General features: G+C 38.0%; 23 protein-coding genes. 3 read left to right on the forward strand and 20 right to left on the reverse strand.

Annotation, left to right across the window (positions count from 1 at the left end; genetic code table 11):
- Window positions 1-54: 54 nt before the first annotated feature.
- Window positions 55-612 (forward strand): hypothetical protein, encoded by a 558-nt coding sequence (locus RRV45_RS15890; protein ID WP_315665663.1) that lies wholly within the window; start codon window positions 55-57, stop codon window positions 610-612.
- A gap of 45 nt (window positions 613-657) precedes the next feature.
- Window positions 658-1,332, forward strand: a complete 675-nt coding sequence (locus RRV45_RS15895; protein ID WP_315665664.1) for a DUF2642 domain-containing protein — start codon at window positions 658-660, stop codon at window positions 1,330-1,332.
- A 484-nt stretch (window positions 1,333-1,816) separates the two neighbouring features.
- Here the strand turns inward: RRV45_RS15895 and RRV45_RS15900 are convergent, their stop codons facing one another.
- A complete protein-coding gene (locus RRV45_RS15900) occupies window positions 1,817-1,957 on the reverse strand; it encodes a YrzI family small protein (protein WP_315665665.1) in 141 nt (46 codons plus the stop codon).
- 332 nt (window positions 1,958-2,289) lie between these two features.
- Window positions 2,290-2,985, reverse strand: a complete 696-nt coding sequence (mtnN, locus tag RRV45_RS15905) for a 5'-methylthioadenosine/S-adenosylhomocysteine nucleosidase (RefSeq protein WP_315665666.1) — start codon at window positions 2,983-2,985, stop codon at window positions 2,290-2,292.
- A 160-nt stretch (window positions 2,986-3,145) separates the two neighbouring features.
- Between mtnN and RRV45_RS15910 the strand changes: the two genes are divergently transcribed.
- Window positions 3,146-3,352 carry a YrzA family protein gene (locus tag RRV45_RS15910; RefSeq protein WP_410489302.1) on the forward strand — a complete coding sequence of 69 codons (207 nt, stop codon included), beginning with the start codon at window positions 3,146-3,148 and terminating at the stop codon, window positions 3,350-3,352.
- Window positions 3,353-3,387: 35 nt separating this feature from the next.
- Here RRV45_RS15910 and RRV45_RS15915 read toward each other — a convergent pair whose 3' ends face one another.
- The 18 genes from RRV45_RS15915 to RRV45_RS16000 all read right to left on the reverse strand — a co-directional run bounded on the left by RRV45_RS15915 (window position 3,388) and on the right by RRV45_RS16000 (window position 19,516).
- Window positions 3,388-4,113 (reverse strand): YrrS family protein, encoded by a 726-nt coding sequence (locus RRV45_RS15915; protein ID WP_315665668.1) that lies wholly within the window; start codon window positions 4,111-4,113, stop codon window positions 3,388-3,390.
- Between the two features lie 98 nt (window positions 4,114-4,211).
- Window positions 4,212-5,987, reverse strand: a complete 1,776-nt coding sequence (locus tag RRV45_RS15920; RefSeq protein WP_315665669.1) for a peptidoglycan D,D-transpeptidase FtsI family protein — start codon at window positions 5,985-5,987, stop codon at window positions 4,212-4,214.
- A gap of 57 nt (window positions 5,988-6,044) precedes the next feature.
- A complete protein-coding gene (gene greA / locus RRV45_RS15925; protein ID WP_315665670.1) occupies window positions 6,045-6,521 on the reverse strand; it encodes a transcription elongation factor GreA in 477 nt (158 codons plus the stop codon).
- Between the two features lie 241 nt (window positions 6,522-6,762).
- Complete coding sequence (udk, locus tag RRV45_RS15930; protein WP_315665671.1) at window positions 6,763-7,398, reverse strand: uridine kinase; 636 nt, start codon at window positions 7,396-7,398, stop codon at window positions 6,763-6,765.
- 5 nt (window positions 7,399-7,403) lie between these two features.
- Window positions 7,404-8,672 (reverse strand): peptidase U32 family protein, encoded by a 1,269-nt coding sequence (locus RRV45_RS15935; protein WP_315669059.1) that lies wholly within the window; start codon window positions 8,670-8,672, stop codon window positions 7,404-7,406.
- Window positions 8,673-8,692: 20 nt separating this feature from the next.
- Entirely contained in the window at window positions 8,693-9,622 is a 930-nt protein-coding gene (locus tag RRV45_RS15940) for a peptidase U32 family protein (protein ID WP_315669060.1), read from the reverse strand.
- Between the two features lie 6 nt (window positions 9,623-9,628).
- Window positions 9,629-10,267, reverse strand: coding sequence for an O-methyltransferase (locus RRV45_RS15945; RefSeq protein ID WP_315665672.1), 639 nt, complete (start codon window positions 10,265-10,267; stop codon window positions 9,629-9,631).
- Window positions 10,268-10,495: 228 nt separating this feature from the next.
- The gene (mltG, locus tag RRV45_RS15950) at window positions 10,496-11,635 is read right to left on the reverse strand and encodes an endolytic transglycosylase MltG (protein WP_410489303.1); all 1,140 of its coding nucleotides are present in this window, start codon (window positions 11,633-11,635) and stop codon (window positions 10,496-10,498) included.
- A gap of 96 nt (window positions 11,636-11,731) precedes the next feature.
- The gene (locus tag RRV45_RS15955; RefSeq protein ID WP_315665674.1) at window positions 11,732-12,028 is read right to left on the reverse strand and encodes a DUF1292 domain-containing protein; all 297 of its coding nucleotides are present in this window, start codon (window positions 12,026-12,028) and stop codon (window positions 11,732-11,734) included.
- Between the two features lie 5 nt (window positions 12,029-12,033).
- Window positions 12,034-12,459 carry a Holliday junction resolvase RuvX gene (gene ruvX / locus RRV45_RS15960; RefSeq protein WP_315665675.1) on the reverse strand — a complete coding sequence of 142 codons (426 nt, stop codon included), beginning with the start codon at window positions 12,457-12,459 and terminating at the stop codon, window positions 12,034-12,036.
- Between the two features lie 3 nt (window positions 12,460-12,462).
- Window positions 12,463-12,729, reverse strand: coding sequence for an IreB family regulatory phosphoprotein (locus RRV45_RS15965; protein WP_066293092.1), 267 nt, complete (start codon window positions 12,727-12,729; stop codon window positions 12,463-12,465).
- Between the two features lie 185 nt (window positions 12,730-12,914).
- Window positions 12,915-15,548, reverse strand: a complete 2,634-nt coding sequence (gene alaS, locus RRV45_RS15970) for an alanine--tRNA ligase (protein ID WP_315665676.1) — start codon at window positions 15,546-15,548, stop codon at window positions 12,915-12,917.
- A gap of 571 nt (window positions 15,549-16,119) precedes the next feature.
- Window positions 16,120-17,202 carry an AI-2E family transporter gene (locus tag RRV45_RS15975; RefSeq protein ID WP_315665677.1) on the reverse strand — a complete coding sequence of 361 codons (1,083 nt, stop codon included), beginning with the start codon at window positions 17,200-17,202 and terminating at the stop codon, window positions 16,120-16,122.
- A gap of 104 nt (window positions 17,203-17,306) precedes the next feature.
- On the reverse strand, window positions 17,307-18,248 hold the full coding sequence (locus RRV45_RS15980; protein WP_315665678.1) for a c-type cytochrome: 942 nt from the start codon (window positions 18,246-18,248) through the stop codon (window positions 17,307-17,309).
- A gap of 104 nt (window positions 18,249-18,352) precedes the next feature.
- The gene (locus RRV45_RS15985) at window positions 18,353-18,478 is read right to left on the reverse strand and encodes a YrzQ family protein (protein WP_315669061.1); all 126 of its coding nucleotides are present in this window, start codon (window positions 18,476-18,478) and stop codon (window positions 18,353-18,355) included.
- A gap of 89 nt (window positions 18,479-18,567) precedes the next feature.
- Window positions 18,568-18,759: a hypothetical protein gene (locus tag RRV45_RS15990; protein ID WP_315665679.1), complete on the reverse strand. Its 192-nt coding sequence runs from the start codon at window positions 18,757-18,759 to the stop codon at window positions 18,568-18,570.
- 12 nt (window positions 18,760-18,771) lie between these two features.
- Window positions 18,772-19,245 (reverse strand): PRC-barrel domain-containing protein, encoded by a 474-nt coding sequence (locus tag RRV45_RS15995; RefSeq protein WP_315665680.1) that lies wholly within the window; start codon window positions 19,243-19,245, stop codon window positions 18,772-18,774.
- A 106-nt stretch (window positions 19,246-19,351) separates the two neighbouring features.
- Window positions 19,352-19,516 carry a hypothetical protein gene (locus RRV45_RS16000; protein WP_315665681.1) on the reverse strand — a complete coding sequence of 55 codons (165 nt, stop codon included), beginning with the start codon at window positions 19,514-19,516 and terminating at the stop codon, window positions 19,352-19,354.
- Between the last annotated feature and the right edge of the window lie 53 nt (window positions 19,517-19,569).

Genomic DNA, 19,569 nt, shown 5'->3' on the forward strand with positions numbered 1-19,569 from the left:
CATCATTATTACTTTAAAGCATCATAAAAATATATTAAAAGGAGCTCAAAGAAAATGGAATTCGGTCAGCATTTAACTTCATTAGTTGGGAATGAAATTAATATCTTGTTAAGCGATGGAAATTCAATCGAAGGTGTTTTAGCGGCAATAAAAAACGATTATTTTGTAATTGAAACTGATAAAAATATTATTTACCATAATATAAAAAATATGAAGGGATTTACAAAGAGTACTAAAAACTCAAAGAACTCAAAAAGCCAAAAGAAAAAGAAATTAAAAACAACATTTGTAACAGACTATTCCTCTGAAGGGATGACATTAAGGGAAGTTCTTGAAAATCACCAATCTAAATGGATTTCTATTGACACCGATGGCAATCAAAACAACAAGCAAGGGTATACTGGCTTCCTTGCTGAGATTGGGGATGACTATATCATCTTAGTCGGAAAAGACGCACAGGTTTATTTAAATATATCTCACATAAACACTATTGTAAAAGCTACCGAGTCTAATACGCAATCCAATAATAACAACCAAAATTCTAATGACAACAACAATAGTGGAACGAGTGTTATGGATTTTGAATCTATTTTTGGTGGATCACGCAGCTAAGGATGAAAATTATTCCTGCTATGAAAAAGAAAGGAGGGATAATACTTGAAAAACATTTTAAAAAAATTAGTGGGTGAAAAAGTCAAATTACAGCTTCCTGGTAAAAAGATCATTGCAGGAATGGTAATCGAGATAGGGAGTGATGTATTGGTATTGTTCGATGGGAAGGATTATCTTTACCTTCCCATCGTTCATATTCAAAAAATAACAAAATTGGAGCCTAAAGAGGATGATATTCCCCCTCCGAGCGGAACACCAAATATTGAGCACGATGAAGAACTTTCTTTAAGAAAAGTACTCACACTTGGGAAAGGTATGTTTACCGAAATTTACATTACCGGTAATCAGCCAATCCCAGGTTTTATTTCAAGCATAATGAATAATTATTTTGTCTTTTATTCACCCGTTTATAAAACAATGCTCATATCTCTCAATCATCTAAAATGGCTTATCCCTTATACAGCTAATCAAAGACCGTACAGTTTAACTAACCAGCAGCTGCCGTTGCAACCGGTTAACATTTCACTCGCAAGAACGTTAGAGGTCCAGATCGAAAAGATGGTCAATGAGCTAGTCATTCTAAATATAGGTGAAAACTCCAATCTCATAGGTAAATTAAATAGCTTACAAAATAATTTTATCGAGCTCATCACCGCGAGAGAGGAGCTCATATATTTAAATATGCATGATATCAAAACCATCCATTTCACCAATATGTGACACCCCTTAAAACAGCTTTATTCGCTTTTAAGGTTCTCCCCAGAATCAAGAATAAAGGATTAACCATCACGTGGTTAATCCTTTTTAGTGTTTATTCAAAGCCAACTTCATCCACACTTACTTCAGAAAAAATAATGCAGCCAATTACAGAGCAAAGAACTGCTGCCATCACAATTGTGAACATGCTTTTGCACCCCTTTTGAATACTCTTATTTAATATAAAATTAACACATTTAAGCCCGTCAATTTCAGGGTAGGTGTGAACATTTTGTTAAATAAGAAAAAGGGAAAGCCATGTTAATTACTTTTGCGTTTCTTTTTTCGAAATGGAAGTGTTAATAGCAGAACATGTAAATACAAGCTCAGATCTCCTCCCAACTTACAGCTAGGTGGTATCATTCTCCACCCATAAAATTGCTTGACGTCCTTGCATAAGAAAAATCATTATTATTACCACCTTTCTCTTCAATCTCGTTAACTAAAATTAAAATGTGCGATACATTGTATACTGACGATCCCGATTTTCTTCTTGAATTTTATGAATCATTTCATTATGCATAATTTCTTCCATTGATAGCTTACGTTTTTTGATCGTAATCGTTAGAAAAAAGATATTTAGTGTCATATATATCACCTCCCCTGATACAACAAAAAACCGCAAAGAGACATTCCCTGCGGCAAAAGGCACAAAAAAGCCACAAGGAAACGATTCTCCCTGCGGCTTGGATGTATATTGTTAATAATTAAGCAATCCATTCCTCGTAGGTCGAATTCGTAATGTATTTAATTTGAAGTGCTTTTGCATTTCCAGTAGCCATGATCATTTCATTCGACCTCCTTTTTTAGGAAATTTTTTACTTACAAAGGTAATTATATCCATTCATACGGCACTTGTAAACCTTTTTATTTCATAAACTTGAAAAAACATTAAAATAGGCAGTTAACAATAACGAGCTTTTATTTCAACGCACTTACGATTTTCATAACCAAATCTGCTGAATGTAATGCCGCCTTTTCTAAATACTGTTCAAATGATACATCAGATTCCTTACCAGCAATATCGGATAAAGATCTTATGATCACAAAAGGTGTTTCAAATTGATAGGATACTTGGGCGATAGCAGCCGCCTCCATTTCTACAGCCTGGAGATCGGAAAACTTTCCACGTATATATTCAACTCTAACGGGATCATTCATGAATGAATCTCCAGTTGCGATTAGGCCTCTTACAACTTGAATATCTTTAATTTCGCTTGCACATTTCTCAGCAATTTGCACTAATTTTCTATCAGCTTCAAAGGCTGCCGGCAGCTGTGGCACCTGTCCGTATTCGTATCCAAAAGCAGTAACATCTACATCATGATGCCTTACCTCTGAAGATATTACTACATCTCCTACATTTAAATCGGGATTTAAGCCCCCAGCAGATCCGGTATTAATGATAAGGTCAGGATTAAACCTTTCTAGAAGGATTGCTGTTGATAATGCCGCATTAACTTTACCAATACCAGAACGGAGAAGAATTACCTCAACACCATCCATTGTTCCAGTTGTATACTCGCACCCTGCGATTACAACCTGACTTTTACCCTCTATTTTTTCACGCAATAATGCTACTTCTTCTTCCATTGCTCCAATAATACCAACTTTCATTCTTTTAGACCTCTTTCTTGAGTTAGTTTATCTTTATACATGTTCTCAATTTACCATTCTCAAATAATCCAATCAACTGAAATCTCATATTGACTTCCTCTATCTAATATTCTGGGTTAAAATACATTACAGATGAATGATAAAAAAGGAGATCATAAAGGTGAACTTTCAGCTTGATTTAATTGAAGACAAAATTGAATTTTTCGAAGCCCATGACTTAAAATCGCTTGAAAAAAAAATCAGTATTCAAATTGAGCATAATAAAGCAATTCTACTTCAAGTTCATCATGTTTCACACCAGATGAATATGGACGAAAACGGAAAAACCTTTTATTCGGCAGTCGTTCATTTTAAAGCAAAAAAATGAGGAAGGCTAATACGCCCTCCTCGCTTGATTAAAGATTATTGGTTTTCTATTTTATTAAGTTCTTCTACTTTTTCAGGTTTCCAGCCTTGACCATCAACCCATTTGATATAGACACGATACTTTTTCTGTTGGTCTTTGGAAGAAATCGTGCCAACCGATTTATTATGTCCATTATTCCCTAAAAACCATACCGTCATATTATCCTTCTCTACCCCTGTAGCATATGATATTGCTTGCAGCATTTCTGCCCAATCAACTGAATCCGCATCATAAACAGATGTGTGTTCACCAGACTGAGATGTTCCAATTGGCTGCCAGCTAGGATTTTCAATAGTCTTTATTACATTCTCTTCTTCCCCGCCAGGAGTAACAACAGCATCCTCTTCACTTGCAGGAGCAATTTCCTGTTTCTCAGGCTTGCTATCAGACTCCTTTTCAGAAGTGTCGACTGTTTCTTCATCTGCTGAAGAAGAATCTTCTTGAGTAGTATTATTTTCACTTTGACCGTCATTTTCATTTTCTGCTTCAGCACGTTCATCTTCCGCTGTTTCATTTTCCTTTTCAGTGTCTATCACATCAGTCTCTGACTTCTTTCCAGCCGTTTCTTCTGAATTTCCTCCTAGAAAAATCTTTGCGGACACAACAATAATTAATAATATTACAAAGCCAATCAACAGGTTTAGGATTAAATTTGTTTTTCTTCTTTTTCCCCTGATATCTGAGCGGGATCTTTGACTAGGTGAGCTATATTTTCTTTTCAAAAAAATCTCCTCCCCATTTACTTTTGTTCGTTTGAAAGATCATTGAGTGAAGTAATATTATTATTCAAACATGAAAAAATAAATTTGTCTATTATGGACTATTCAGTACCACTTCTATTCTGTTCAATTTCATAAACCCCTTTAACAATGTCGGCAAATAATGCATTTACACCCCCCGTATCTGCAGTCACCCCTAAATTAACTGTCACAAGAGCATATTTAGGCTTATTGTAAGGAAAATACCCAGCAAACCACTTATTATAAAGAGGCTTATTTCCATCGGTTCTGCCGGTCTCTCCAGTACCTGATTTCCCCGCCACCTCGTATGGAAGATTTTGAAACCACCTTCCGGTTCCGTTCTCATTCATGACAACCTCCCTTAATAGCTTTTGCAGCTTCATGGCAGTATAAGGAGAGATTGGCTCTCCATCTAGTTTTTGTTTCTTAAAATCTAATAAAGATGTTTGATTCTTATATTCAACCTTTGATGCTACCCTCACCATCTCTTTTTGCCCGCCTCTTGCAATAGTTGCCATCATATTTGCAACGGCTAGAGGAGTTCCTCTCACCTCATGCTGTCCGATACCCGTAAGACCTACATAATTTACGTCTTTCTTTTCATCCTCAGTAAGGAAGATTCTCCCCTTGTCTTCCTCCTGCAGCTGTTTGAAATCATGGAAATGATAAATATCCCCTGTCCAGCCGACCGGTCCTGTTAAGCTAAGTTTTTTTGCATAGTTTTCAATTATATTAGGATCAATATCCTTTAATTCCTTAGCTAAAGTTGCAAACGTATTATTACAGCTTCTTGCAAAGCTATTTGTCAAATCAAGCATGCCATATTGAAATTGCAAATCTGGTTCTCCGTTAATTTTCTTGCTGCAGTCAAAGGTTCGAGAGGGACTTGTAAGATTATGGTCGATGGCGGCCGCTGCAATAACAGTCTTAAATATAGAACCCATTATCTGCTGTTCTAGTATTACATTTTCTGCTCCGCCAGCTAATTTATTGAAGGGGTCCTTTCGATTAAGTGATGGCCTTGAGACCATAGCAGCAACTGAGTTTGTTTCTATATCTAACAGGACAATACCACCTTTTTTCACCCCGTGCTGATCTGCAAGCTTTTCTGCCATGGCCTGTAAATGTGGATCAATCGTTGTCCTTATATTTACAGGGTAAAATGGATTAGCCGGCTCAACATATTTAACGTTAATCCCAAATAGGGGGCCTCCAGTAGCGTCAACATGAAAGACTAACTTAGATTTCCCGTCTGGTAAAAGAAATTCATCGAAGCTTTTTTCCATACCTGTTAATCCAATCATAGTTGTTGAAGAAAGCTCTTTGTCTGGATAACGCTTCCGCAATACTCCTTCATTTTCGCCAGTGATGCCAATTAGATGTTCTGCAGGATTATCTGTTAAATGATACTTTTTCTCTACTGCAAATACACCTGGAATTTTTAAGTTATTAATGCTTTCTACTTGATCTTCTGTTAATAAGAATGGCTTAGGGTCTCCATATGCAAAAGGTATCTTTGCCTTTTCTACTGCATGGCGGAGCCCATATTGGGATACACCCATAATTGCAGCTACCTTTTCAATTTCCCAATCCATTTTCTTTAAAAAGGGAAATAAAATGAGAACTGGAAGTCTTTGGTGTGTAATAGGGCTTCCGTCCTTGTAGAGAAAATTTCCCCTTCCAGTGTCAAGCACCATTTCCTGTGACCGCTGACTTACACTAGCTTCAAGCAGATTGATTTGCCTTTTTGTGAAATTTTCTGTTGACACCAATTGAAGCTGGACTAATCTGCCAAGTAAAACAGAAAACATCAGTAAACAAATACAAAGCCAGCCTATCGCTCTTTTTCTCCACATAAAAAAACACCTCGTCAAAAGTTTTGACGAGGTTTCTGCTTTTCAAACTATTATTTTTTACTTAATTTCTACAATTCGTACATCCATTTCTCCACCAGGAGTTTGAACTTTAACTTCATCTCCAACCTTTTTGCCAAGTAAACTTTTGGCAATTGGAGAGTCATTGGAGATTTTACCATCAAATGGGTCTGCCTCTGCACTGCCGACAATCGTATAAGTTTCTTCCTCACCATCTGGAAGTTCAATAAATGTAACTGAGCTGCCCAATGATACGGCATCTGAGCTCATTTCACTTTCAGAAATGATCTTTGCATTACGAATCATATTTTCAATTGTTGTAATTCGTCCTTCAACAAAAGCTTGCTCTTCTTTCGCTGAATCATATTCAGAGTTCTCGGATAAATCACCGAAGCTGCGTGCTATCTTAATGCGTTCAACAACCTCTTTACGCTTAACAGATTTTAAATATTCCAATTCTTGTTCAAGCTTTTCTTTTCCAGCTTGTGTCATAGGGAAAACCTTTTCAATTGCCAAAACCTTCACTCCTTCAATTTTTCACAACCCTGATAGAATTGCGTTCTTTCTGTATTTTATGTACACACCTTGCCCAATTTCTTAGCACAAAGTGTATTTTGCAAGATACTGCTGTGCAATGTAGTCCTATGAATGGCTTTGCAGCCTATCTTGCTAATTAATATAGGAGCGCGACCTTTTCTAGGGCGCGCCATGTTTGTCCATTAAAGGGACACCTTATTATATTTTCTATGCTATTGTGTCACAAAAATGACTTTTGTTCAAGAATTGTTTGAATTTTTGTTACCATTAAATCAATGGCTACATGATTTTGTCCGCCTTCAGGAATGATAATATCTGCATACCGTTTAGTCGGCTCAACAAATTGATTATGCATGGGTCTGACAACATTGATATATTGATCAATGACTGACTCCATAGATCTTCCGCGTTCTTTAATATCTCTGAACAAACGGCGGATTATGCGTACATCAGCATCCGTATCTACAAAAAGTTTAATATCCATTAGATTCCGCAGGCGCTCGTCCTCTAAAACAAGAATGCCTTCAAGAATAATAACATCCTTAGGCTCTACTTCAATTACCTTCTCAGATCTGCTATGAATGGTATAATCGTAAACCGGCTTATGAATGGACTCATATTGCAGCAGTCTATGAATATGCTCGATCAGTAAATCATTATCAAAAGCAAGCGGATGATCATAATTCGTTTTTAAACGTTCTTCAAAAGGTAAATGTGCTTGGTCTTTATAATAGTAATCCTGTTCCAACATTAAGATTGAGTGTCCATTAAAGCGTTCATAAATTGATTTTGCTACACTTGTTTTTCCGGAGCCAGAGCCGCCGGCAACACCGATAACAACTGGTTTGCGAGTCATGATGATTAAAGCTCCTTTCGCATCATGTTGTTAGGGTAAACCGGTTTATCTAGCTTAAATTGCACGATTTGCATCGGATGACGGGCAGCGTCAAGCTCATTTCCTTTTTCATCCCATACTTTATCGATCACATGAGTGAAGCTTTCGATTTCAGGTCCAAAAAACTCAACTTCCTGGCCAGGCTTGAAGTGATTACGCTGCTGCAATGTTACGATTTGCGTTTCTGGATTATAGTCTAATACTAAGCCAACGAAATCAGAATTCGTCTTTTTGCTATGATTTCCAAACATTTGCTCCTTATACCCAGGAACTCCCTCAAAAAATGCTGGAGCGGTTTCACGATTTGCACACTTAGCCAGCTCATCAAGCCATTCCTGCTTAATTTTGAAGTTTTCCGGGTCAGCACAATAAGCATCGATTACTTTACGGTATACGCTAACAACTGTAGCGATATAATGAATTGATTTCATCCTTCCTTCAATTTTCAAGCTATCAATGCCAAGCTCGATCATTTGCGGAATAGATTGAATTAAATTTAAATCCTTTGGACTCATCGCAAAAGGAGCATCGCCTTCTTTAAAGAACGAAACTTCATTTTCGCCTTCTAATTGATAAAGATCATAGTCCCAGCGGCATGATTGGCAGCATCCGCCACGATTTGAATCACGAGCCGTCATATGGTTACTTAGTGTGCATCTGCCTGAATAAGCAATACACATGGCGCCATGAACAAACGTCTCAATTTCAATATCAACTTTTTCCTTCATTTCACGAATTTCTTCCGCACTCGTTTCACGGGCAAGAACGACCCGCTCTAAGCCTTCTTCCTTCCAGAACTGAACAGCCTTCCAGTTAGATAAGGATTGCTGTGTGCTTAAATGAACTTCAATTTCCGGTGCAACTCTGCGGCATGTTTCAATAATAAGTGGATCTGCCACAATAATTCCCGCCACTCCTGCTTTACTTAAGCCACGAAGGTAGTCATCAAGCCCATCGATATTTTCATTATGTGCATAAATATTTGTTGTCACATAAATTTTTGCTCCATACTTTTTGGCGAATTCAACGCCTTCCTTCATTTCTTCAAATGTAAAGTTGTCTGCATTTGAACGTAAGCCGTATTCCTGTCCGCCGATAAATACAGCATCGGCGCCATAATGAACGGCAATTTTCAACTTTTCTAAGTTACCAGCTGGAGCAAGCAATTCAGGTTTCTTTACGATCACCCGTTTGCCATTCACAATCTGGGAAATTTTATCTTTCACCGCTGCCATCATACAGCTCCCCTTTCAAATTAGTAAACAGTTTCCTTAAAGAAAAATCCTGTGTCCAATGGTCGATTCCCAGGCTGGATTTCTTCAACGGCATTTAATAATTCATCCTTTATATCATCATATTGATCCGGATCTTCCACACACAGATCAATAGCTTTTCGATATAGCTTTGTTACTTCAAGAATATATTCCGAACTTTTAAGGATCCCATCAATTTTAAAAGAATCGATCCCTGCTTCAATCATTTCCTGAAGCTCATCGATTATACAAATATCATTTGGACTCATAATATGGGTACCATTTTCATCTTCAAAAATCGGGTATTTATTTTCCCTCTCCTTGTCGTGAAGAAACATATTATGCTCCTGCTTACGGTTTTCGACTTCCATCACTTTACCTTGGTACTCATAATAATTGCCAAGAAGAGAACGCTTTGATTGGAACATGGCTGTCATTCCATGTACTTGTACTTCAATCTCTACTTCCGCATGCTCTTTAATTTCAATGATGGCATCCATGTTTATTTCTCGGGCCAAAACAGCACGTTTCGAGCCCTTTCTGCCCCAATAATTACATGTATACCAGTTAGTTCCAGTCGTTTCAGTGCTCCAGTGAAGCTTCATATTTGGCGCAGCTTCACGAGCAGCCATTAGCACTGCAGGATCTCCGTATATAATTGCATCAGCATTTACATCCTGTAAAAACTTTATATATTGGGGAAGCTCGTCCACTTTTTCATTATGAAAAAGGGCATTCATTGCTACATAAACTTTTTTTCCTTTTTCATGTGCAAGCTCAATTGCTTTCTTTACATCATCTCTTAAAAATTCACCAGCAAGGCGTAATCCATAGCGCTGCTCTCCGATTACAAAAGCATCTGCTCCCGCCTCAGCCAAAGGGATAATATCTTCCACACTTTTTGGTGTGACTAATAATTCCGGCTTTGCCATCATTTCTCACCTCATTTTTGTTATCGCAACCCCGTCACCTACAGGCAGGATGACCGTATAGTAATCAGGATGATTCATTAACCATACGTTAAAGTCATTTATTTTCTTTACGAGAGTCCGAATTCGTTTATTTTCAATTTCGGTCTCAGTAACAAGCCCTTTAAAAAGAACATTGTCTGTAATAATCATCCCATCTTTACTAACATACTGGGAGTATATTTCAAAAAACTTCCTGTATTGGCCCTTTGCCGCATCGATAAAAATAGCATCAAATGGAGCATGCTCTTTAATGATTGATTCCACTTCTAGAGCATCCCCTTTAACAATGTGGATCTGAGCTTCTTTTCCTGCCTCTTGTATATATTTCTCTGCGAGCAGATAGCGCTCAGCATCTCTTTCAATCGTAACAATTTCACAGGAAGGAATTGCATAAGCCATTCGAAGAGCAGAATAGCCTATGGCTGTACCGACTTCCAAAATCGACTTAGGCTTTTGGATCCGAAGAAGCTGAAGCAATGCTTCAATACCAGCTAACTCCATAATAGGTACGCCATGATCCTTGGCATATTGCTCCATTTCCTCAAAAAACTTTGGCCTTGAAGGAATAATTCCCTCTATATATACATGCAGCTTATCGTCTTTCAAGCTGCCATCACCTCAATGCAATAGTTTTGCTCAATTAACAGAAAAAAATAGCGTTCACAACCAATAAGGATTTATCGGCCATTTACCCAAATCCTTGCTTAGCTGTGATTTACGCTACTTTAGAGCTTATTAAACACTTGTACTATTTTAACATAAATACGAAAAGAATGCTAATAATCAAGTATTACCAAGCCAAATTAGAGAAGCGCCCTGTTCAAGCGCGCAAAATTATTTATTCGTAATATGCTGTGCCTTTTTCCTATTATGCTCATCCAGTGTTTTTGAAAACAGCACTTCTCCAGTCGAAGTTGCTAGGAAGTATAAGAAATCTGATTCGGCTGGTGCTAATGCTGCCTCAATGGAAATGACACCAGCATTTGCGATTGGTCCTGGCGTAAGACCGGGATATTTATACGTATTATAAGGCGAGTCCACCTCTAAATCCTTATAAAGAACCCTATCCTTATGTTCACCTTGTGCATAAAGGACAGTTGGGTCTGTTTGCAATGGCATCCCTGTCTCCATTCTATTATAGAAAACACTAGCAATCTGATCTCTATCTACTCTTTCAGTGGCCTCTTCTTCAATTAAAGATGCCATTGTCAATAATTGATGGACTGAAAGATTTTGGGCCTCCATCTCTGGCCGGTATTCCGTTAAAATTGCCGCTGTTTTATCCAGCATAACTCCAATAATTTCTTCTATAGTAGGATCTTCTTTATAAAAAGGGTAGGTAGCCGGAAATAAATAACCTTCTAATGGATACATGATATCTTCATATAGTATGTCATCCGTTAAGACATGTGGATATTTAGCCATCATGGAATTAATAAATTTTTGATCGTTTAGCTTTTGAAATACTTCATCAGCATCCTTGTTTGTTTTCTCAGCGATAATACCTGCAATTTGTTTGAGCTGCTTTCCTTCAGGTATTGTAATTTTAAACACAACTTCTTCAACTATTTTTCCTGTTTTTAAACTTCCAATTATTTCATGCATCGCCATCGATGGCTTTAGGCTATATTCACCAGCCATAAAACCAGTTTCATTTTTTAATTTGACATAATATTTGAATACACGGGCATCCTTAATAATCCCGTTTTTTTCAAGAATCTTGCCGATGCTTGTTGTCGATGACCCAATTGGAATTTCTATCTTCTTCTCTTTATTATTTTCAGGATTAACTGGCTCCAAGGCTGATTTTATATATAAGTAACCCCCGCCAACAACTGCGCCAACCACTATGATTAATATGATTGAAATGACAAAAACAATTCTTCTTACTAATTTGGCTTCACTTTGGCGTTCAATCATTTTTTGACGGATGATTTCCTTTTTCTCACTATTCTCTTCTTTCGTCACAAACATCCCCTCCTTTACTCGGTTTATTATACTATATTTTCTTTTTATAGTCGCAATAAAATACATAAAGCTGGCCATTGGCCAGCTTTATGTATTTTATTATTATTTACCTTCTTTTTCTTCCTCTTCATCAAGGAATGTATTAAGCATTTCCTCAATTAAATCCCATTCTTCATCTGTTTCAATTGGCATTAATTCGCCGTCTTGGTTATCTTCACTTGGCATAAAAGCAGAAGCGTGAATTTCAATTTCTTCTTCATCATCTTCATCTGCACCAATTGGATAATAAAGGACATAAGACTTTCCAAATTCCTCAGAATCAAATGTAAATAGCACTTCACATAGCTGCTCGTTTCCTTCTTCATCTACTACAGTAATATTGTTTTCTCCGTGGTTCATTCTGTTCACCTCATCGTATTTTGACTATCTATATAGCCTTGTAAAATCATGACGGCTGCCATTTTATCAATGACCTTTTTCCGCTTTTTACGGCTGACATCCGCCTCTAGAAGAACTCTTTCAGCTGCCATTGTTGTCAGTCGCTCGTCCCATAATATTACAGGCAGCTGGAATCGTTTTTCTAGTTCAGAAGCATAAAATTGACTTGCTTCTCCGCGTGGGCCAATCGTACCATTCATATTCTTTGGCAAGCCGACAACAATTTTACTTACTTCATTTTCTTTAATAATCTTTCCAATTTGCTCGAAACCAAACTCTTTTTTCTCTTCATTAATTTTTAAAGTTTCTAAGCCCTGAGCAGTCCAGCCTAGTGCATCACTAAGCGCAATGCCGACCGTTTTTGAGCCGACATCCAATCCCATTGTCCGCATATATTATCCCTTTCGCTGCTGTTTTAAATATGATTTAACTAACTCTTCAATGATCTCGTCACGTTCGAGCTTGCGAATAATATTGCGTGCATCCTTATGGCGGGGAATGTAAGCAGGATCCCCCGATAACAAATAACCAACAATTTGGTTAATAGGGTTATACCCTTTATCTTGAAGAGCTTCATACACTTGCAAAAGTACTTGATTAACATCATGTTCCATGGGCTCTTCAGGAAAATTGAATCTCATCGTATTATCAAATGAGCTCATTTCTTACACCTCGCTTTTTTGGGAAGGAAGCTCTAATCATAAAGCTTTCCTTTATATAAAACTTTCTTGTACTTGCAGATCATTGTCAAAGTTTGTCATTAGGTCAGTTTAACAATTCCTAGTAATATCCATTTATTGAACATTTTCGACAGGTTACCTTCATTTTACACTACTTTGTAAAGATATCAAAAGGATTTAACCCATTCTTCAACAAAATTCAATGCACTTTCAAGCTTTTCTGGGTCTTTACCGCCTGCCTGTGCCATATCTGGGCGTCCGCCGCCTCCACCGCCGCAGCGTGTTGCCACTTCTTTAATAATTTTTCCGGCCTGATATCCCTTTTCAATTAAATCCTTCGTTACCCCAGCAATTAAATTAACTTTATCATCATTTACACTGCCTAAGACAACGATTGCGGACCCAAGCTTATTCTTTAAATCGTCCGCCATATTACGCAGATTATTCATGTCAGAAGCTGCAACCTTAGCAGCTAATACAGTCACTCCATTAATCTCTTTAGCTTTCGATACGAGGCTTCCAGCTTCAATATTGCCCAATTTCGCAGCTAATGATTCATTTTCTCTTTGCAGCTGCTTCATTTCAGTTAATAAGCCTTCAATTCTTCCAGCTAAATCTTTCGGGTTGGCTTTTAATTTACCTGCAGCTTCCTTTAAAATACTTATTTGATCATTTAACAATTGGTATGCGGCTTCACCTGTTACAGCTTCAATTCTGCGTGTACCGGCGCCAATACCGCTTTCAGATTGGATTTTGAAGAGCCCGATGACAGATGTGTTAGAAACATGGCATCCACCGCAAAGCTCTAGACTATAGTCGCCAACTTGAACAACACGTACAACCTTGCCATACTTTTCACCGAATAATGCCATAGCTCCCATCGCTTTAGCCTCTTCGATGTCTTTATAATCAATTTCTAATTCCAAACTGCGCCAAATTTTTTCATTCACAATGTTTTCAATTTTCTCAAGCTCTTCAGCAGTAATCTGCCCGAAGTGTGAGAAGTCAAAGCGCAAACGGTCAGGTTCTACTAATGATCCTGCCTGGTTAACATGATTTCCAAGAACATCCTTTAACGCCTGGTGCAGAAGATGAGTAGCAGTATGGTTCTTAATGATCTTGGAACGTGATGCTTCATTGACAATTGCATGAACTCGATCATTTAATTTCAATGTTCCCGTTTCTACTATTGCCTTATGAAGATTTTGGCCATTTGGCGCTTTTTGAACATCTTTAATAACTACTTTTAAGCCATCAGCTTTTAATATACCGCTGTCAGCGATTTGTCCGCCGCTCTCTGCATAGAAAGGCGTAACGTCCATAATGAGCTGAACTTCTTCCCCCATTTGTGCTTCGTTAAAAAGCTGTCCGTCCTTAACTATCGCAACAATTTGAGAATGGGACTCTAGGTTATCATAGCCAGTAAATTGACTTTCAACCTTAATGTCTCCTAATACCCCGCCTTGAACCTGCATGGAATCAACGTCCTGTCTAGCTGCTCTAGCTCGTTCACGCTGGCGGTTCATTTCTAGTTCAAAACCATCATGGTCAACCTTCATGCCTGCTTCTTCCGCATATTCCTCTGTTAACTCAACAGGGAAGCCGTACGTATCATATAAGCGGAAGATATCCTCACCTTGGATCAGATGGCTGCCTTTTTCTTTTTCCTTTTTAATAACAGCTGATAAAATCGTCAATCCCTCATGAAGAGTTTCATGGAAACGTTCCTCTTCATTTTTAATTACTTTTTGGATAAATTCCTCTTTTTCTTTTACTTGCGGGTAGAAGTCCTGCATAATCTCCCCAACGACTGGGACTAGCTCAAACATAAAAGGACGATTAATATTGATTTGTTTCGCATAACGGACGGCTCTGCGAAGCAAGCGGCGCAATACATATCCACGGCCTTCGTTTGATGGAAGCGCTCCATCTCCAACTGCAAATGCAACAGTCCGAATATGGTCGGCAATTACTTTAAAAGCAACATCCGTTTCCTTGTTCTTGCCATATTTTTCTCCAGAAATTTCTTCTGTTCCTCGGATGATTGGCATGAAAAGGTCTGTATCAAAGTTTGTTCGGACATTTTGAACAACGGATGCCATCCGTTCAAGCCCCATCCCCGTATCAATATTTTTCTTTGGAAGCGGAGTATAAGTGCCGTCTGGATTATGGTTAAATTCTGAGAAAACAAGATTCCAAACCTCTAGATATCTTTCATTTTCTCCGCCAGGGTATAATTCAGGGTCATTTAAGTCATTGCCATACTCAGGTCCACGATCATAAAAGATTTCAGTATTCGGTCCACTTGGGCCCTCACCAATATCCCAGAAGTTCCCTTCTAAGCGAATGATTCTTTCTTCCGGAACACCAATTTGCTTTCTCCAAATATCAAATGCTTCCTCATCTTCCGGATGGATCGTGACAGATAATTTTTCAGCTTCAAAGCCAATCCACTTTTCATCGGTAAGAAACTCCCAAGCCCATTCGATCGCTTCCTCTTTGAAATAGTCGCCAATTGAGAAATTCCCAAGCATTTCAAAAAAAGTATGATGGCGAGCTGTTTTGCCTACATTTTCAATATCATTCGTACGAATAGATTTTTGAGCGTTTGTAATTCTTGGATTTTCCGGAATCACACGGCCATCAAAATATTTCTTTAATGTAGCAACCCCGCTATTAATCCATAGCAATGATGGATCTTCATGCGGTACTAAGGGAGCACTCGGTTCAATAGAATGGCCTTTTTCCTTGAAAAACTCCAAAAATAGACGGCGAATGTCAGAACCTGATAATTGTTTCATGATTATTCCTCCTAAAATGTTATTAAGTGTTGATATATCAGCGACTTTTTCGGTTTATCGGCATCTTAGCAAATATATCGGCGACTTTCTCAATATATCAGCGACTTCGCAAATATATCAGCGACTTTCTCAATATATCAGCGACTTTGCAAATATATCGGCGACTTTCCCAATATATCAGCGACTTTCCCTTTTTGCTATTTTCCCAAGTGTTTTTCTACGCAAAAAAGCCCTCATCCCTGTACAGGGACGAGAGCTTGGTCTCGTGGTACCACCCTGATTCAGAAGGCAGTCAATCAATAACCTTCATCTCTCAGATCCTTAACGCGGAATAAACGGCAGGTATTAGCTGCACTCGGGATTAGCATTCTGTTATCCTTCATCTAGGAATTCTTCCAGCCAAGGAATTCCCTTTCTTACGCGAAAAGCGGGAGCGCCTTGGTCAACCCCGACAATCCTCTTCGCTCAGATGGTCTATAACATACTCGTTCCTTCTTCGTGTTTTCTAGCTTTAACTTTTCTAATATAGTCGCATTATAACGATTTAAAATCATGTTTGTCAACATTTCCTTCAAGAACGTGAAAATTTCGAGTTTGGCCCTTTAATAAAATGTGATCTAGCATGGACAAGACTTACTTTTATAACAGCCAAAACAGGCACAGCAATGATTAAGCCGATGACACCTCCTGCTTCTCCTCCCGCAAGTAAGGCAAACATAATGACTAGCGGATGCATGTCTAAGCTTTTTCCTACGATCAATGGAGATAGAATGTTTCCTTCGATAAATTGCAGAACAAACACAATAATAACTGAAATAATCACCATTTTTATAGAAATAGCGAAAGCAATTATGACTGCTGGAATGGCGCCGACAAATGCACCGAAATAGGGGATAACGTTTGTTAATCCAATGATCAAGCCGAGCAGTAATGGATATTTCATCCCAACAAGCCAAAAGAGCAATGAAGAAATGCCACCAATAGCCACACAGACAATGATCTGTCCTCTTATATAGCCACCAAGGGACTTATCAATATCCCGCAAAAATAATATACCTTCCTGTCTCCACTTTCTAGGTGTTAAATACCACACTGTCCGCTTCATTAAATCATAATCCTTTATCATATAAAATGATATAAACGGTATAAGGGCAATAATTATAGAATAATTAAATATATTTATCAGGATATTAACACTTTTCGAAAGCATATTATCTAAAGCAGATTCGATAGCGAGAATTCCTTCATCAATTCTTGCTTGAATACCTTCAGGCCATGATGAAGTTTTTTCCTGGATTATTTCAATCCATCCGCGATATTGATTTGCAAATTGCGGCGCATTTTCCGATAAATCTTCTAATTGATGGATGAAGGCTGGTATCCCTTTATAAAGGGCCAACCCAAGTCCCCCGAAAAATAAAATATATATGCCGAAAACTGCAATCCCTTTATGGAGACCGCTATTATTAAGCTTTTCAACAATTGGGTGAAGCAAATAGGATATAAAAGCAGCAATAATGAATGGAATAAGCACAGCAAAAATAACCTTTAGGATAGGCAGCCATAGCTCCTGCAGCCTTAAAAAAACAAATATTACAATAAAAAGAAGAAGGAGAAAGCCTAAGCGGTAATACCATTTTAACCGAATATCCACGTTCACCCTCCTTAATCATTATTATTATTAAAATTTTTGTTATTATTCATACACGAATAGAAAAGTCCCAAGTGAATTTTCAGTTGGGACTACAAAATGAATTATTATTTTTTCGTTTCTCCTTCTGGCCCCTGCGGAACTTCTTCCTTTACCTTTTTAGCTTTCGTTTCATATGCTGCATCTTCTGGTGCATCACCGTTTGGCCAATCATTTTCTTTTCCTGGGAAGTCTGGGCGTTCATGTGATAAGATGTAGGCTGCTAAATCTGCCGCCTGCTGATCAGTAAGCTCCCCTTGTTTAATGCCTCCCATTTCCCCAATAGGCATGTTTCGTTTAATATATCCAGCTGCTGTTCGAATTCTAGCCATACCTGCTCCTATATTAAATGAGTTTTCACCCCAAAGGGCAGGTCCTGAGTTTGCTCCCGTGCCTTCACCATTTTCACCATGGCAGGTCATACACGATTTTTTGTAAAGTGCTTCACCATTTGCAACATTAGGTTCTGGCAGCTCTTCAATAATATTTTTTGTAATCCACGTTCTTTCTTCAACCCTTGTAGGGACATCTCTAGAAATATAAGTAAGATAAGATACCATTGCCCGCATGTCCTCACTATCCAATGGAAGCGGTTTTCCATTTAAACTTCGCCTAAAGCAGCCATTTATCCGGTCTTCTATTGATACTACTTTTCCTGCACGTGCATTATATTGCGGATATACAGCAGTCACTCCAATAAATGGTGAGCTTGTATCAAGTCCTGCATTCCCGTGGCAGCTTGAACAGGAAAGCTGGTTGCCAACGTAATCATCTAATAATACATGAGTTTCGTTCATTAGATCATAGCCTCTTTTGACAGCTTTGCTAAACGGATCATTCTTATCCTTTAAATCCTCCATATTTGTTTCAGTATATCCAAGCTGTTTATCTTTCATATTGGTGGAAGCATCACCACTATCCTTTTTACCCTCAATATTAGTACATGCAGCACTAATAGCCATAAGTGCAACAACTAGAAATAGAAAGATTATCCAGTTTCTTTTAATCATTTTATTATCACGCCTTTTCGTTTTCTTTTTATTATTGAATTAAGTTTTATTTTTATTCTCCGATCAAAAAGGACTAACGCAGTTATTTGCGTTAGTCCTTTTTATCAAAATAAAGTTTTTGTTATTCTTCTTTGCAGCTTTCTTCGTTGACGACCTGACATTAAGTTGTTTCTTTGAACAAGATTATAGGCAGCCATTCCAGCACCGAATGCCACGGCTGAAGTTAACATTTTATTCAATCCAATCACCTCGTTACAATATTTTGTTTATTTAGTTAAACATTCGTTTGCAACGATGGGTCCCCGAATATCCTGCATTTTCAGGAAAGATAACGGCGTTCTTCTTCTTCAAACAGGTCATCAAGTGAACTCAACGTTCCATCCTCTTCTACCTGATGAGTATTAATTACACCTTTAGTAATGGTAAGCTCAATAAAGCAGCCCCAGCAATAATATTGACTGATTCCAATTTTTCCAATATCTTTACTTTGGCAATTAGGACATTTTAACATGGAGCAGACACCTCACTCTTTAACATTAACGATGATGGCGTCCTTTCCAATAGCAGGGGGAGCCTCGGTTTTAACCACGCGTTTTCCTTCCAGCATGTCTGAAAAAAAGCCATCCGATAGTTCATACCCTACAATTGTCCCCACTTCTTCTTGAAAATATACATCCTCCAATAACCCTAGCCGTTCCCCTTCTCTTGTCATCATCATTTTCCCTGTAAGCCGGTTATGGCTATCGAAGGTATATTCGTCCATATTCTTTATTGGCTCAAGAACCTGTTGGGTTTCAACCATCACTCCATCCCATCCAAATGATGAAACATTCTTCACTTCAAGCAGAAGAGATTTTTTTAAAAGAGCGCCCTTTCGGATAATTAAGCCTGTAACGACCCCACCACTTGAAATGCTCAAATCAAATACTTCTCCAATTTTTGTTCCACTTTTTATTTCTATTACTGGGAGTCCTTTTAATAGTGAAAATGTCCGCAAAAGATGTCCCACCCTTCCGGAACATTTATAGTTTGCGTTTTCTTTCATCTAAAAATAAGGTGATTCAGTTACCAATCTCCCCATTAAAATCATATATGAAGGATTGTTATTTTTTGTTATATCTTGGCTTATTAAACCTCTCATTTCGTTCCCCGGCATCTGAAAGCTCTTCAGAAAATTCAACTTGTTTATTTCTAGACAGCTTAGACGATTTAATTTCTACCGCAGTCATATTATTATTCGCTGCCGCTTCCTCATTCCATTTGCCCAATTAAATTCCCTCCCTTGAACTATAAAAGAAGCTAAGAAAAGAACAGTCGTTAT

Origin of the sequence: Bacillus sp. DTU_2020_1000418_1_SI_GHA_SEK_038, from assembly GCF_032341175.1 — a bacterium.
Taxonomy (GTDB): domain Bacteria; phylum Bacillota; class Bacilli; order Bacillales; family Cytobacillaceae; genus Cytobacillus.